General features: G+C 56.1%; 11 protein-coding genes. 1 reads left to right on the forward strand and 10 read right to left on the reverse strand.

Translation table 11 applies throughout. The features are described from left to right. Positions 1 to 4: 4 nt before the first annotated feature. The 9 genes from AC5S16_RS03905 to AC5S16_RS03945 all read right to left on the reverse strand — a co-directional run bounded on the left by AC5S16_RS03905 (position 5) and on the right by AC5S16_RS03945 (position 12,382). Positions 5 to 2,443, reverse strand: a complete 2,439-nt coding sequence (locus AC5S16_RS03905) for a TonB-dependent receptor (protein WP_493928717.1) — start codon at positions 2,441 to 2,443, stop codon at positions 5 to 7. A gap of 101 nt (positions 2,444 to 2,544) precedes the next feature. Then, entirely contained in the window at positions 2,545 to 3,309 is a 765-nt protein-coding gene (locus AC5S16_RS03910) for a hypothetical protein (protein WP_493928718.1), read from the reverse strand. 574 nt (positions 3,310 to 3,883) lie between these two features. After that, the gene (locus tag AC5S16_RS03915; protein WP_493928719.1) at positions 3,884 to 5,443 is read right to left on the reverse strand and encodes a Do family serine endopeptidase; all 1,560 of its coding nucleotides are present in this window, start codon (positions 5,441 to 5,443) and stop codon (positions 3,884 to 3,886) included. A gap of 54 nt (positions 5,444 to 5,497) precedes the next feature. Beyond that, positions 5,498 to 6,937 (reverse strand): M56 family metallopeptidase, encoded by a 1,440-nt coding sequence (locus AC5S16_RS03920; protein ID WP_493928720.1) that lies wholly within the window; start codon positions 6,935 to 6,937, stop codon positions 5,498 to 5,500. Beyond that, positions 6,934 to 7,317 carry a BlaI/MecI/CopY family transcriptional regulator gene (locus AC5S16_RS03925; protein WP_493928721.1) on the reverse strand — a complete coding sequence of 128 codons (384 nt, stop codon included), beginning with the start codon at positions 7,315 to 7,317 and terminating at the stop codon, positions 6,934 to 6,936. Before AC5S16_RS03925 ends, AC5S16_RS03920 begins: the two co-directional genes overlap by 4 nt. Positions 7,318 to 7,391: 74 nt before the next feature. Next, positions 7,392 to 8,594: a serpin family protein gene (locus AC5S16_RS03930; protein ID WP_493928722.1), complete on the reverse strand. Its 1,203-nt coding sequence runs from the start codon at positions 8,592 to 8,594 to the stop codon at positions 7,392 to 7,394. Positions 8,595 to 8,654: 60 nt separating this feature from the next. Next, complete coding sequence (locus AC5S16_RS03935; RefSeq protein WP_493928723.1) at positions 8,655 to 9,752, reverse strand: alpha/beta fold hydrolase; 1,098 nt, start codon at positions 9,750 to 9,752, stop codon at positions 8,655 to 8,657. Positions 9,753 to 9,805: 53 nt separating this feature from the next. Next, positions 9,806 to 11,452 (reverse strand): amidohydrolase family protein, encoded by a 1,647-nt coding sequence (locus tag AC5S16_RS03940; protein ID WP_493928724.1) that lies wholly within the window; start codon positions 11,450 to 11,452, stop codon positions 9,806 to 9,808. A gap of 195 nt (positions 11,453 to 11,647) precedes the next feature. Then, on the reverse strand, positions 11,648 to 12,382 hold the full coding sequence (locus tag AC5S16_RS03945) for a GntR family transcriptional regulator (RefSeq protein WP_493928725.1): 735 nt from the start codon (positions 12,380 to 12,382) through the stop codon (positions 11,648 to 11,650). A 229-nt stretch (positions 12,383 to 12,611) separates the two neighbouring features. On the opposite strand from AC5S16_RS03945, the gene AC5S16_RS03950 reads away from it, so the two are divergent. Further along, on the forward strand, positions 12,612 to 14,135 hold the full coding sequence (locus AC5S16_RS03950) for a S10 family peptidase (protein ID WP_493928726.1): 1,524 nt from the start codon (positions 12,612 to 12,614) through the stop codon (positions 14,133 to 14,135). Between the two features lie 49 nt (positions 14,136 to 14,184). Here AC5S16_RS03950 and AC5S16_RS03955 read toward each other — a convergent pair whose 3' ends face one another. After that, the gene (locus tag AC5S16_RS03955) at positions 14,185 to 15,318 is read right to left on the reverse strand and encodes an alkene reductase (protein ID WP_493928727.1); all 1,134 of its coding nucleotides are present in this window, start codon (positions 15,316 to 15,318) and stop codon (positions 14,185 to 14,187) included. Positions 15,319 to 15,352: the final 34 nt, after the last annotated feature.

Raw genomic sequence — 15,352 nt, forward strand, 5'->3', positions numbered from 1 at the left:
TTCACTATCGAACGCTGATCAGGCGGATGCGCGCAGTAAGTGCTCTGCCCAGAGGCTCGGTAAAAGTCCCGTATGCCGGCGAATCGACGACATTGTTCACGACTGATGGATTTCTGCTGTCCGTCGCATTTTCCATCACGCCGCGTAGTCCGAAATAAGCGCCATGAAAATGGAAACGCCATTCGAGCCCCGGGCTGAATGAAACATAATCCGGAAAGCGCCGCGATCCCGGCACTCCCACTACCTCATAGTTGGCATTGATCGATGTATAGGGGAATCCTGATTGCCAGTCCATGGTGTAGACGAAGTCCCAGTTCTTTTTGAACTTCGGCAGAAGAAAAGGCAGCCATCCCCAGGAGATCAAACGATTCGGTACATCCCATGCAAGCGGTCCCTTCTGCTGCGGCCCCAGAAACGAAATCGCCGGCACATAATCCACATCCGAGTTGGTACGCGCAGAAGAGCGCGTGTACGAAGCAAAAAGCGTGTATCCATGCGCGAAGGCGCGCCGCGCGTGGACTTCAAAGGCATCGTAATGGTCCTGTCTGCTGTTAGTGAGCAAGTATGATCCCGACAGCGAGCCAACACCGCTCTGATTTGCATAGACAAAGCCATCTCCGATGCGTTTCTGGAGGAAGCTTGCTCCTGCGTAAATTTCACCCGGCAGTTTTCTTTCAATTCCGATGCTCCAGTTCACAGCATGCGTTTGCGTAAGTGAAGCACTGCTGGCTGCAAAGCCAGTTGGCAGCGGTCCTCTCACCGGTGTCGTTCCATCGGCAGCATAATACGTATCAAAGCGGGCACCGGCGAGCGCGCGCGTGAGGTATTCCAGCTGCGTGTGCTCGTAATAGAGGCCGACACCGGCCGAAATCTTTGTATTGCCCTCTGAGCCGGGCGGCGAATATACCACCGCCAGGCGCGGCGCAAAGAGCGGACGACGGATGATCTCGTCCCAGTCAAAGCGCAGGCCGGGTTCGATAAGCAGGCCGTTACGCGCGAGCCAGCGGTCCTGAAAATAAGCACCCGCCTCAACATTATGGCCCGTAAATGCAGGTTGCGCAGGAAAGACGCTCTGCCGCAGCAGCGTTCCATCTTCACGCAGATAATTGACCGGCGCGCGTGATATGTCTTCATCAAAGCCGACATGATCGAGATCAATTCCCGCTTTTAGATCATGGCGCCCCACCCAGTAGCGCGGCGGCAGATAGAGCGTGGCCGTGCCTTGCACACGCTGCGAATGTGAAACTGCGTTCTCGAAGTAGCTTCCCTTCGAGAGCTCGGGCGTCAGTTCGTAGGGACTGTCTCCGTGCGGCTCATAGCTATCGCGAAAACGCACGACTCCAAAACCCAGGTCGAGCAGCGCGCCGTTGGCAAAACTGTGCTGGTCGCGAATGTATGGAAGCCACGCGATAGTGTTGCGCTTCGTCGTGCTCTCCTGCGGAACCAGGGACGAGATGCCGTCATAGTTCGAATGATAGGCATTCACCAGCAGGCCGCCTGAGAGGATATTGGCGGAGTTGAGGTTGACCTGCGCCTTGATCAGGTTACTGCCGCGAATGAGATGGTTCGTGTCCGCGTTATCCGGAAGCTCCTGTATATAGATGTTGTCGTACTCGGTCTCGAACCCATCGAAGAACCACGCGCGGTTGCGGACAATCGGTCCGGACAGAGTAACGCGCGGAACCACCTTGTCGAAGCGCAGGCCATTCACGTCATGATAGGAAGGCAGAAAGTCGGTCGCATTGAAGCGGAATCTGTTATCGCCCATGCCGGTGTAAAAAGCCACAACGCCGCCTGTGGCCCTGCCGAACTCTACCGGATAGCGCGTTGTCGCGGTCTCAATCGAGCGCACCGCATCCGAACTGACACGCATGGCAAGCATGCCGCTGACCGGTGAACGGATATCGAATCCATCCAGAAGATCGAGCGCCGCATAGGTCTCCGATCCCGCTAGATGCGCCTGCCCGGAAAAATCCTGCACCACTCCGGGGTTGAACGGCAGCAGATTGCGGATGTCGCGCGACGTCGGATAAGGCACGTTGACGATCTCCGGCGTGTTCATCGTGCTCTTATCGGTGGTCTGCTCAGGATCGATGCCGATAGGCGAAGCGGCCACATTGACCTGCTGCTCGACCATCTGCTCGTGCGTCAGCACGATGTCCCTGTTCTTGAGACTTACGTCGGCGCTGGGCTCGAAGCTCTGATAGTAGCCGGGCTTCTCTACGCGAAGCTGATAAACCGCATTCTCATGCAGTATGTAGTTGCAGCGGCCAGCATAGTCGGTCTGCATCTGCAGAGGCTGGCGCCCCATCTCGGAAATGGTGACCTGCGCGCCTGAAACCGGCAGTCCGTTTTCATCAACGACAGTGAGGACAACGGGCGCGTGGAGGTCCGTCTGCCCTGCCGCAGCGGCTGCAATTCCAAGCAGGAGGCTAGCAATCACGCGAGATAGTGTGAGACAGAACATCTGGCGAATACGATATAACGCCGTCTGTCCCGTTGGATGCTATGTGCCTGTTGTGGTGAGCCGTGCTCTTCCTGTTGTCATCCTGAGCGACGTTGTGATCTTCTCTTGTTTCTGCGGCTGTGGAGGAGGAGGGATCTGGTGTTTAAGGTGTTGTGGGTGCGATCATCCTGCGAACCATCCACCCATGTGGCGGCTTCCACAGCCAGGGGGCTGTCGGATGCGGAGATTTCCTTCATCAACTTGTTAAGGGCTATTTCGTAGCCTTCGATGCGCGCGGGGGATAGCCTGGGTGGTTCTTTCTGCTCTCTTTGCTCGACTCTCGCTTCCGGTGGTTCAAACTGTGCTGGTGGGTCTTCCTTCTTTTCGGTGAAGTAGTGGCAGATGCCGCAGCGGCAGTCGGGGTGATGTGGGGAATCGGACTGCCGCTCTACGCAGGACCGGCACTTGCATCCGAAGATGTGTCCCTCAGTGTCATGTGGCTCATAAAGAGTATGAGGGATGGCCACTTCCTGTTCTTTTTGGTTGAGGACGATGCGGTCGACGGTGTCTTCTACCTGCCCGGGATCGAGGATGTGGGTGTCTTTGGGAAGACTCGATGCTGCGATCTGGATGCCGTAGAGGCAGAGACCGGCGATGCGCTTGTCGATTGTGCCGGAGATGAGGGCGTTCAGGACGCGGGAGACGGCCAGGGGGATGGCGAAGCGGTCTTCGATGGGCGGGAGTTCGAGGCTGGTTGACTGCTTGCGCTGGGAGTAATGGTAGAAACAGAAGTCGTGGCCTTCGATGGCGTTGGCGCGGCAGCGGCCGCCGCTGGGGCGGATGTGACGGCAGTATCGGATCATGGAGACCCCCTCCCCCCGTGTTTTGTACGGGGATTGTTTGTTTTCAGTGAATTAGCTGGTGTTTCCCTGGAAGTGTATTGGTTTGTTGGAGTTAGGCTTTTTCACCACAGAGGGCACAGAGCTATCACGGAGAAATAGAAAAGGCATGGCTTTCGGGCCATGCCTTTGTTTCTTTTTTCTTTCCTATTTTCAGGATAGCAAATTCAGGGGAAATTGCCTGCGCCTTGCTTCGAGTTTTATCTGCTTTGGATTGTTATGGTTGCGCGAAGGATGGTTACTTTGGGGACTTGACATGGGTTTTCGGCGGGGACACTTCCCGGGCCTTGCTCTCGCAAGGCAAAAAGCGCACCTGCGGTGCGGATCCTTCGACTTCCCCTTTCACTCCGCTCAGGATGACAAATCTATTGATTGATAGCTTTTGTGAATATGCTTCCTGCGAACCTCCCACCTTATCCCACCCCATTGCACGAACAGCGCGTGCAATGGGGACCCCGGTATCGCGCAAAAAAACCTGCGCGATACGATAGGGCACCCGGATTTTACTGCAGGTTCTTCGACTTCGTTCTGCATTCGATCAATCTGCGGGATGCAGTACGCGGAAGACACTTCCTCCGTTGGACCACACCAGCACGAGAGCGTCCTGCCCGGCCGGGATGCTCGACAGCATCTGAACGGCTTCTGCGGCGGAGCTTACCGGCTTGCGGTTGACCTGCACCAGGACGTCGCCCGCCTGCAGTCCAGCGTTGTCCGCAGGGCTGCCTCCCTTCACGTTTCCGATCAGCACGCCGTTTACGTTTGCGGGCAGCTGCATCTGCTGCCGCAGCGACGGTTTCAGGTCGCTGAGGCCTAATCCCCATTTTGCTTTGCCATGCTCGGGGCCGGATGCTTCCTTCGTCTGGCTGCCGCTCATGGATTCGAGCGTGACGGGTATGTTGATGGTCTTGCCGTCGCGAACAACCTGAAGCTGAATGGTGTCGCCGGGCTGCTTCTGTCCGACTTCCATCTGCAGCTCTCCGGCGTCGCTTACCGGCTTGCCATTGAGCTCGGTGACCACATCTCCGGTCTTGAGGCCGGCCTTCGCGCCGGACGAGTCGGGCGTCACGTCACTGATGACGGCTCCGTTGGCATTCTTCACGTCGAAGAACTTCGCGTTGTCGGGGGTGACATCGGAGATCGATACACCGATGAATCCGTGCTGGACCTTGCCGTACTTGATCAGCTTGTCGACTGTGGGCTGGACAATCTGCGTGGGAATGGCAAAGCCCATGCCCGCGAATGAGCCCGAGTTAGAGACGAGGAAGGTGTTGATGCCGATCACCTCGCCGCGTGTGTTCACTAGAGCGCCACCGGAGTTGCCCTCGTTGATGGCGGCATCGGTCTGGATGAACTGGCCGGGCTTGCGGCGGTCTGCAAAAGGATTGCTGCGGTTGAGCGCGCTGATGATGCCGCGCGTTACGGTGAAGTTGAATCCGAGAGGATTACCGAAGGCAAGCACCGTCTGGCCGGGCTTCAGATTCGATGAGTCGCCCCACGGTACGCTGGGCAGATTTTCGGCATCGATCTTGATGACGGCAAGATCGGTCAGAGGATCGGTGCCTACGAGCTTCGCTTTATAGATCCTGCGATCGGTCATGGTGACGCGAATATCGGTCGCGCCCTGCACGACGTGGTTGTTGGTGACGATGTAGCCGTTGGGCGCGATGATGACGCCGCTGCCCAGGCCATGCTCAATCACCGGGCCCTGTGGCTGCATCTGCCCGAAAGGCGAGCCGGGGCCGAAGAATTGCCCGAACGGCGAGTTGGGACTGAATTGCTGGCGCTGCTGCGGCTGGCCGTCCTCATCATCCTCATCGTTTCCCGTGGTTTCCGGAGTGGCCTTGGCGGTAACGGTAACATTGACGACTGCGGGCCGGACACGCGCTGTCAGCGTCTCCATTGCCTGATCGAGCGTCAGCAGGGGCGCGACGCTATTGTCATCGAGCGCCGCTGCCGCCGGAGCCGGAGCGGGCATCCCGGAGGCGGCGTGGACGCCGCGTGTGAGCTCATAGGTTCCGAACGAGAGGACTACTCCTGCGGCGACGACTGGTATGACCACGCGCCGCTTGAGCATCGATTTCACTTTCAAGAGGTTCATTGCTTTGCTTCTCCTTGCAACTAATTAATTAGTTAATGCAGGTAAAATTTTTCGCTAGATGGTGCTTCCCTTCACGCTGGTCTGCTGGGCTTGTGCCGGAGCGATCCATACCAGGCGCAGGATGTGAATCGTCCAGACTGTGCCATTGGGGTCTTTGCTTTCGGCCTGGGCGGGCTTGCGTGGAGAGATTTCTGTCTGGGTCTCCTCTGTGGCTTCCGAGATCATTGTTCCGGTTTCTGTCTCGGTTGTGCTGACAAGCACCAGCATCGACGGCGCGTTATGAGTCTGCTGCTTCGCGCTGGCTAATATGGTCCTGGGCTTTGCGGTTGTTATGGCCGAGCGGGATGCAGCAGGCACAACAGCTGGAGCTTTCTTCTTTTTCGCAACATGCTTCGCCGTTGCCGGCGTATCAAAGCGATACGCCGCGGGAATCACGGCGGCCGGACGGGCTTTCTCTGTCGCTCCACCTGCTGGGTATTCGAAATTTGCTGCCGGTGTTTTCGCTGCGGTTGTTTCGGGCTGGAAGACTATCAGCCTTGGGGTGTACAGCAGTACTCCGATGCAGGCTATGGAGAACATGCCTGCGAGTCCGGGCGCCAGCTTCCAGATGCGCGTGGTTGCCGGACGGCGCGGATCGAGGATGCGCGCTACCCGCAGCGAAGCTTCATGCGCGCGATGCACTGCGGCCTGCGCCATGGTCCATTTACGGCGCTCGCAGCTTTTTTCAAGCAGACTTACAAGGCAGCTTGCATAGGCACGCGGATTGCCGGTCTTTTCGAGCACGGCATCGTCGCAGGCCATCTCGCGCTCGATTGAGAGGCGCGCATCGATCCACCACACTGCGGGATGAAAGAAGAAGATGGCGCGGACGAGCTTCTGGAAGAGGTTAGTCCAGTCATCGCGGCGGCGGATGTGGGTGAGCTCATGAATGAGGATGACATGGAGCTCGTCCGGTGGAAGCGTATGCAGTGCCCACGATGGAAAGACGATCATGGGCCTGGTGAAACCGACGGCGGCAGGCACGCGCACCAGCCCGGATTCGGCGATGATAACGGGCCGCGATACTCCGGATTCTGCAAAGGCCTTCTGTATGCCTTCGAACTGCGCCGGATCAATGACGGTGCAGCTTCTGCGGATGGATCTTACCTGCCATAGTCCGGTTGCAAGGCGCGCTAAGGCGATGCATGCTCCGGCTGCCCACAGGGTGAAGATGGGGATGATCCAGAAGAGCGGAACTGCAACTCCAGCCGGGAGCAGCGAATGCCCTTGACCGATTACGGAGTGGAAGCCCGCAATGAATGGCAGCGCTGCGACTGCGAGCAGTGCGGTGATCCAGACAGCGAAGCGCGTACCGGCATTCTGGCGCCCGATGATGCGCAGCAGCAGCCAGGCGAAGATGGCGATGAGCAACCCTTCCGGCAGGGAGTTGAGTACCCGCTCTACTGAAGGTTGCGCGACGCTTTCCAGAATGCTCTCGAGCTGGGTCCAAATCATTTCTCTGCGCTCCGTTCCAGCATCAGCCGCAGCCGTTCGAGTTCTTTCTTGTCGATACCGCGGTCTTCGAGAAGGTTCAGCACGAGGTCTTCATGCGAGTTGCGGAAGAAGCGGCTTACCAGGTGGCGAATCTCCGAGCGGGTCGCTTCCTGCTGCTCGACGATCGCCATATATATATGTGCACGGCCGTCTTTCGAGTGGCCGACATAACCCTTTTTCTCAAGGACGCGGATAGTGGTCAGCACGGAGTTATAAGCGAGCGCCGGTTTTTCGCTGAGGCTGTCGAGAATCTGCTGCACAGTGCCGGGCCCTTTTCCCCAGAGCACATTCATGATGCGCAACTCGGCTTCAGTCAGCGTCTCAGATGGCTTCCGTGGCACTTCCCATCCTCCTGCTCTATTGGACGTGGCAGTGTCCAATAAGTAACTAATAATTTAGTTGTAGCAGATTTTTGTCACTTTGTGGGATCGGAGACCGTGCCGGTGAAAAGGAGCTGGCCGCTGTGCTCGTCGCGGATGACCAGGAAAAAGGAGTGGTCGACAACCATATGAAACGGCGGCTGCTCGATCCGCATGGCCAGTGCGCGAAGGCCAATGCTGGTGGATGCGGCTGCTTCGGTTCCATCTTCGTCGACTTTCAGGAACGAAGCATGGCGCACTTCGCTGATCTGCATACGCGGCGGGCCCTTATGGATGCCGTCGAAGTTGGCGCTGCCGCCGAAGGCGACCCCCATGCCCAGTTTCTTGAGGATGGCATTGAGCGTCGCGTCGTAGGTAATGGTGAAGCGTGGGAGCTCGATGGTTCCCTTCTGCTTGCGCAGGGATGAAGCGAGAGTGGTGAATGTATCGGAAGACAACTGATCGAGGAAGGACTGCATTCCCTTCGCATCCTGCGGCAGAACAACGTACATCGCGAATGTGCCGTCGGCGTATGGGAGGCGGATGGCTTCAAGCCCGTTGGCGTTACCGTAGGCGTAGTCGGCGGTATGCTTCATCATCGGCACCTTGAGCGATGCGCCGCTGGCGGTTTTGAAGTCGTGTGCCTGCGTGTCTTTCGGATCAAAGGGGAGCGTCCATTTGCCCTTGAAGGCAATGGCGTTGGTGAGCATCGCAACGGTTGAAGGATCGACCTGATCGACGATCTTCTGAATGCGGTCATTCGTATGTTTTGCAACCCATGCGTTGATGGCCTGAGCAGCTGCGGAAGCGTGAAAGTCAAGATTCCCGGCTTGCGCGCTGAAGGATGACTGCAAGGTCTGGGTGAAAGCTGGATTTACCGGGAAACTCTGCTGCAACCACAGCGCGTTCGCCATGGAGAGCTGCACGGCCTTTGTGTTGGCGATCTGATCGACGAGAGCGCGATTGGCGGTATTGAAGGCTGCGATGGATTGTCCGTCGGAGTGCAAGGTTTTCAGGATTGCATCGCGGGTGGTTCCGTTCGCGCCATTCGAGGTCATGGCCAGAGCGACGGCGATGCTGGTCGGCGAAATAAATACGTTTGCATCGGGCTTCTGTGTACGCAGTTCCTTCAGTACTTCAAAGCCAAACTGACCATAAGGCCGCGCCAGGGCGTTCTCTGCGCCTGATGGATCAGCGGCTGGACGAGCACCGGTTCCGAGCATCGCGCAAAGCATAGCGGCAGCCAGGCATTTCATCATAAGACGCCCTTCTATCTTTTTAGACCCGCCAGGACGTTGGAGGGAAGCCTGATTTTCTGCTTACTTCTTTTCCGTCTCCGCCATGAACTTGATTAACTCATCCTTCCAGATAGCTGCCATGGTGTGGGTTCCATGACCGCGGGTGGCATCGGTGATGGGAAGAAGGACAAATTTTGTCTTTGGCATTTTGGGGAGCACACGGGCGTTGATGATCTGCTGTGCAAGTTCCGGAGGGTTGATGAAGTCATCCGCAGAGTTGATCCATAAAGCAGGCGCGACGATAGTCGAGAGTTTGGGCTCCGGATTGTAATGGCGCGACGCGTTGACGTAGTAAATGAGATTGTTTGCGTCGACGCGGCTGATGGTGCGGGCCATGTAGTCGTCGACGTATTTTTCCGCCTGCTCCCGGGCGGGATAGTTCTTCTGCATCTGCAATGCAGAAGAGCCCATGATGAGGAGCATGGCTTCCGCGCCGCGCAGACCTTCGACAGGCTGGCTGGTGTATTCGCCATTCTTCCATGCTGGATCGTGTTCGATGCTCTCGATGGCGATATAGCGGGTCATGCGATTGCGCCCGGCCAGTTCAACCGGGTAACACGCGAAGGGCGCGAGGCCATCCATGAAATGCGGATAGGTCTCGCCCCAGACCCAGGACTGCATGCAGCCCATCGATGTCCCGAGAATCAACCGCAGATGGTCGATGTGCATGCCCTCGGTAAGCATGATGTATTGCGAGCGAACCATGTCGTCGTAGTCGTATTGCGGGAACTTCATATGCAGGCCATCCGATGGCTTCGATGAATCGCCCTGCCCGATGTCATCCGGCAAGATGAGGAAGTACTTCGTGATATCGAAGGGTTGGCCCGGACCGAAAAGGACATCGGAGAAGACGGGATTCAACAGCGTATGACGGTCGCCTCCGGTGCCATGCAGAAGGAGGATGGCGTTATCGACATGGCCGTCTGCTCCGCGATGCGGCTGGCCAAGCGTGAGATAGTGCAGGTTAAGCTCAGGCAGAGTCTCACCCGTGCCGAAACGAAAATTCTTAATGACGTAGAGATTATCTTTAACAGGCCATTTGGAGGCATGAGGATTCTGAGCAGCGGCGGCAAGCGCGCAGGACAGAATAAGACCGGCTATCACTGCTGGACGCATCATGGATTCCCTCGTGTGAGCGCGGAATTTTGTGTAAGGATCAATTTACACTGCAGCTACTTCAATGACACTTGCTCGCCCTGGCGGGATGCAGCAGCTCCCTTGCGGTCCTGTTTCTGCTTTTCAACCATGGCGGCAACATCGGCAAGCAGCTTCTTCGGCTCATACACGATGCCGTCTTTCACGACGTAATTGATGCCGCCGACACGCTCTACCTTGCCGGTCGCGTCATTCAGTTTCATCCATCCGGTGCCGTATAAAACTTTCAGGTTCTCCAGAGGATTCTGATCTACGATCACAAGGTCTGCACGTTTGCCGGGACGAATAATGCCGAAATCCGAGGCCTCGCCTTTGGGATCCATCAGCTCTTCGGCTCCATAGAGAGTGGCTGAGCGAATGACTTCGAGAGGAGTAAGGCCAGCCTCGCGCAGGAGCTCCAGCTCTTGAATGTAGGCGAACCCGTATGTCTGGTAGATGAAGCCGGCGTCGGTGCCTACTGTGACGTGGCCGCCCATCTGGTTATAGTCCTTAATCATCTGGCCCCAGACACGGTAGTAGTTCTTAAATGCAATCTCGTCCTCTGTGGTCCAGTAATAGTAGAACGATCCGTGGTTGGTGCGATTCGGCTGATAGTAGTCCATCAGGGATGGCAGGGTGTATTTGTCATGCCACTCCGCTGAATAGGCGCGCATGAGGTCACGGCCTGCAGAGTAGATCACCATGGTGGGGTTCATCACAGCATGGTGTGCCTTCAGATCTTCGAGAAATGCATTCCACTCCTTGCTGCCCGGCGGATAGATCTTGTCCCAGTTTCTGGCTACCTGGCCAAAGCGCATGTACTCGTCTGAGTAGTTCTGATTGAGGGGATAATCCTGTATGGTCGAGTCCCTTAAAAGCGACTCAAAAAGACCGTAACTGTGCGTGACGGTACCGAGTCCGAGATCGACTGCCTGCTGAGCATTCAGGCGCGACTCATAGTTCTGCGCCAGGTGAGCCACAGTGCCCAGCTTCTGTTTTTTCGCTTCGTCGAAGATAGCGGCGGCAACATCGGGGTCGCCTCCAAAATACTTCACGCCATCCGCGCCCTTTCCTGCCAGGTAACGCACCCATTCGCGGCCAAGCTCGGGTGTGAGCGCCTGCTGCGGCTTCCATCCATCACCTGTGAAGGCAGGCTGATAGACGAAGATATGCGGAGCGACGATCTCATCCTTGTTGGAACGATCGCGCTCGTGCAAGGTCCAATCCAGGCCTCCGCCAGGGACACCGCGGACGGTGGTCACTCCATGAGCAAGCCACAGCTTGTTCACATATTCGGCTTCAGGCGCCTTTTTGGGATCACCGTAATGCGTATGGGTATCCACGAAGCCAGGCATCAGATACATGCCTGCAGCATCGATCTCGTATGTTCCTTTTGCGGGCCTGTGTTTGGGATCGATCGGCACGTGCGGGGCACCGACTGCATCCACCTCGGCAATCCTGTCGTGCTCGACGACGATATCTACCGGACCGAACGGCGCAGCTCCTGTACCGTCGATTACAGTAACGCCTCGTATGACCAACCGGTCATAGGGGCCCAGGCCTTCTCCAGGCTTACGATCCGGTGCGGCCTTGACCCCGGGGCGTGCATCCCGCTGCGCATAAACCGTTGTGAGAGCTGACAGTAACACTACACTACTGAGCGCAAGAGCCCAGCCGCGGCGCATCCCAAGCATCCTTACATTCCCCTTCCAGTCAGACAGGACAACTTAAGGCCTCCGGGTGGATTGGCCTGCCCCCTCTAAGTGAGCTCATAGTTTTCTAGCGGAAAGATATATGCATCAGGCCACAATATGAACGCCAAGTCAAGAACGTTTTTGAATCCCTAAGCAGGAAATTATCAGGTATACGATTTTGTATGCTTACCAACTGCCACGCTCTCCGAACAGATCGATAAGCGCATAAATGCGCTCCGCCCCCTTTCTCCAATTATTGGCGAGGGCGCGCTCAGCCGCCTTGGCGTTGCCGCTGGCGATGGAGGCAATAATCTCTTCGTGCTCTGAAACAGAGTGATGCAGGTCCTGAATGATGGAGTGCGCATAAAGCCGCCAGTAGCGCTCGATCTGCGGCTTCATCATATGGTGGATAGTCTGCAGGCGGGGCCCTGCGCTCGCCGCGATGATTTCGTAATGGAACGATGTATCCAGATCGAAGACGCTCCGCAGCTCAACGTTTTTTCTGGATGCTATCCCATGGATGCGCTGATTGATCTCCTTCAGCTTGGCGCAGAGCTGTTTACGCTGGCTGGCAGAAAGCATTGCGGTGAGGCTGCCGGCCAGGGCCTCGATCGTGCCGACAATCAAGTAAAGCTCACGTGCGTCTTCCTTGGTGAGGGGCGATATGCGCAATCTCGATTTCTTGGAGCCCGTGCGGTGCTCGACGATGAAACCCTCGCGTTGAAGCAACTGCAGGGCGCCGCGTACCGGCGTCCTGCTGAATCCAAGTCTGTCGGCCAGCTCCGCCTCTACTACCCAGGAACCGGGAGCGATCTGCCCCTGCACGATCAGATCGCGCAGTTTCAGAAATGCCGCAGTAACACTGTCAAGGCGCTTCATCTCACGCTCACTCTTCTCTACTTGCTTCTGTGCCTTTGCCATTCATCACGCCTTTCCTCGAAACCTTATCGTATCTCTGAATTTTCTTGACAGTATTCTAAATTGCGTACAATCTTGCATCATGAAATCAAACATTATCAGACGATTGCGGTCCCGTTTTGTGACTGCCAGAATCCAGTTCTGATAAAGCCAACTCCATCCATCAAACAGCTTTGATGCCGGGGAACAAATGCAGAGAGAAAGTGTGTGCAATTTCAATCGTAGCCTTGCATTGCTTTTAGCAGTAGTAACTTCCACGCTCCCGCTTGCGGCGCAGAGACGCACCGGCCCACAAAATGGAAATGAGCCGGGCGGCATTCAGCCTCTTGCAGCGCTTGAGCACAAAGGGGAGCCGCCTGCTGAACCTCCAGTAGTCACGCACCATACAATCACTGTGCATGGCCGCACGTTGCAGTACACGGCTACGGTTGGGCGCATGCCTATCAAAACCAAGACCGGTGTGACTGACGCAATGATGTTCTATGTTGCTTATACGCTGGACAATGCCCCGGAAAAACGTCCGCTGACCTTTGCATTCAATGGCGGCCCTGGTTCGGCTACGATCTGGCTGCATATGGGGGCCTTTGGTCCTCGGCGTGTAAAGCTGGAGTCAAATGGAGCAATGCCGCCTCCGCCATTTCAGGTTGAGGACAACCAGGATACTTGGCTGGACAGAACAGACCTCGTCTTCATCGACGCTATTGGCACCGGATATAGCCGCGCTCTTACACCGGAAGCCGGCAAGAAATACTGGGGACTGCTCGGAGACCTGGATGCATTTGGGGAATTTATCCGCTTATACCTGCAGACGAATTCGCGGTGGAAGTCCCCGCTCTATCTGGCGGGAGAAAGCTACGGCACAACGCGCGCGGCAGGCTTGTCGAGCTGGCTGATTGATCGCGGCATTGCTCTGAATGGCATCGTGCTGATCTCAACGATTCTCAATTTTCAGACGACTGGTTTTGCGGTTGGAAACGATCTTCCCTATATAGTTTTTCTTCCGACATATGCGCTCACCGCAGCCTACCATCATAAGCTTGCGCCTGAGCTGAATAATGATCCCGCTGCTCTGAAGCATGAAGTCGAACAGTGGGCCGCGAATGAATATCCCGTCATTCTGCAGAAGGGCGATTCCATCAGCCCGCAGGAACGCCAATCGGCCATCGATCATCTGGCACGGTACACGGGATTGAGCAAGGCATTTATCGACCGGAGCAATCTGCGCGTGGACCTGTCTCACTTTGATGCTGAGCTGTTGCGCGATGAAGGAAAAACCGTAGGACGGCTCGATGGGCGATTTACCGGCGTCAATGCTTCCGGGACAGAGCAGTCTACAGACTACGATCCCAGCGAAGCAGTGATTCGACCGCCGTATACGTCAGTGTTTGGCGACTATGTGAAACAGGAGCTGAACTACAACACTGATCTCAACTACTGGGTGCTGGGCGGCGGCATTGGCCCGTGGGAGTACCCGGGCAATGGGCGCGGCTTTCCTGACGTAAGCGATATGCTGCGGAATACTTTTGCCAAGAATCCCTACATGCATGTGCTGGTTGCGGAAGGTTTTTACGATGCGGCCACTCCTCTGTTTGGTGTGGAATACACTCTGGACCACATGGGCCTGACAGCGAATGGGCACAAAAATATAACCCGGGACACTTTTGCCGCGGGCCATATGGTCTATATAGATGAGCCATCATTGAACAAGCTCAAGAAGGATGTAGACGTACTGTTCGACACAACCGCTCCCCGATGATGATGATATGCCGCGCGACTGTTCACAGCCACGCGGCACGGAGAACAGTTTAAGCCATTACCAGTTCCTGATGAGGCGGATAATCGATATAACCGCGAGCATCGAAAGTGTAGAATGTGTCGCGATCGTATGGCGCCAGTTCAATATCCTTTTGAATGCGCTGCGGCAGATCGGGATTCGATACGAAGTGACGTCCGAAAGCAACAGCATCGGCATCGCCACTCTCAACGATTGCTTCCGCGGTGTCTGGTTCAAATCCGCCCGCCGCGATGATTTTGCCTTTAAATATCTTTCGCAATTGTTGTGAGGCGATAGGAGCCTGCCCTTCATGGACAACGACGTTGCCCTTCACACGCGGCTCGATAATATGCAGATACGCCAGCCCAAACTGGTTGAGTCGTTCGGCAACATAACTGAAAAGAGCTTCCGGATTACTGTCCGACATGCCATTCCAGGAGCCATTCGGTCCGATGCGTACTGCTACGCGCTCACCACCCCAGACGGATGTAAGCGCACCCACTACTTCCAACAATAACCGTGAGCGATTCTCAATTGAGCCGCCGTACTCGTCTGCGCGCTTGTTGCTGCCGTCCTGGAGAAATTGATCAATAAGATAGCCGTTAGCAGAATGCAGCTCGACGCCCTCAAAGCCTGCGGCTTTTGCCCGCTCTGCCGCCTTTCGATAGTCTTCGATAATTTCTGAAATTTCCGATACCTCGAGCGCTCTGTGCGGAGATGGCTGTGCCCAGCCGCTCGGTATCGAAACTAGATGGGATGCATCCTGCCAATAATCTGGATTCACTGAAGCTGAGACTGGTGTTTCACCTCCAGTCATCTCAACATGCGAAGAGCGGCCTGTATGCCAGAGTTGTGCGAACATGTGGCCGCCTTTCGCATGTACAGCATTGACAATCTTTTTCCATCCTTCCACCTGTTCATCGGTATATAGTCCGGGAGCGCCGAACCATCCGCGGCTTGTGATGGATATATTGGTCGCTTCACTGATAATGAACCCGCCATCAGAAGCTCGCTGTGTATAGTACTCAGCCATCAGATCGCCGGGGATGGAACCAGGCTGGATGGATCGAGAACGCGTGAGTGGGGCCATCACAACACGGTGCTTCAATTGCATGGGTCCGAGTTGAACTGATGTAAACAACTTCTGTTGCTTTGTAGCACTCATTTCATATCTCCTGTCGATGTCTTTTCACGAAATT

The organism is Acidobacterium sp. FHG110202_01, assembly GCF_059115305.1.

Coding starts and splice junctions, on each gene's coding strand:
- AC5S16_RS03910 (WP_493928718.1), bottom strand. CDS start 3,309: ATGATCCGATACTGCCGTCACATCCGCCCCAGCGGCGGCCGCTGCCGC.
- AC5S16_RS03915 (WP_493928719.1), bottom strand. CDS start 5,443: ATGAACCTCTTGAAAGTGAAATCGATGCTCAAGCGGCGCGTGGTCATA.
- AC5S16_RS03920 (WP_493928720.1), bottom strand. CDS start 6,937: ATGATTTGGACCCAGCTCGAGAGCATTCTGGAAAGCGTCGCGCAACCT.
- AC5S16_RS03930 (WP_493928722.1), bottom strand. CDS start 8,594: ATGATGAAATGCCTGGCTGCCGCTATGCTTTGCGCGATGCTCGGAACC.
- AC5S16_RS03935 (WP_493928723.1), bottom strand. CDS start 9,752: ATGATGCGTCCAGCAGTGATAGCCGGTCTTATTCTGTCCTGCGCGCTT.
- AC5S16_RS03940 (WP_493928724.1), bottom strand. CDS start 11,452: ATGCGCCGCGGCTGGGCTCTTGCGCTCAGTAGTGTAGTGTTACTGTCA.
- AC5S16_RS03945 (WP_493928725.1), bottom strand. CDS start 12,382: ATGGCAAAGGCACAGAAGCAAGTAGAGAAGAGTGAGCGTGAGATGAAG.
- AC5S16_RS03955 (WP_493928727.1), bottom strand. CDS start 15,318: ATGAGTGCTACAAAGCAACAGAAGTTGTTTACATCAGTTCAACTCGGA.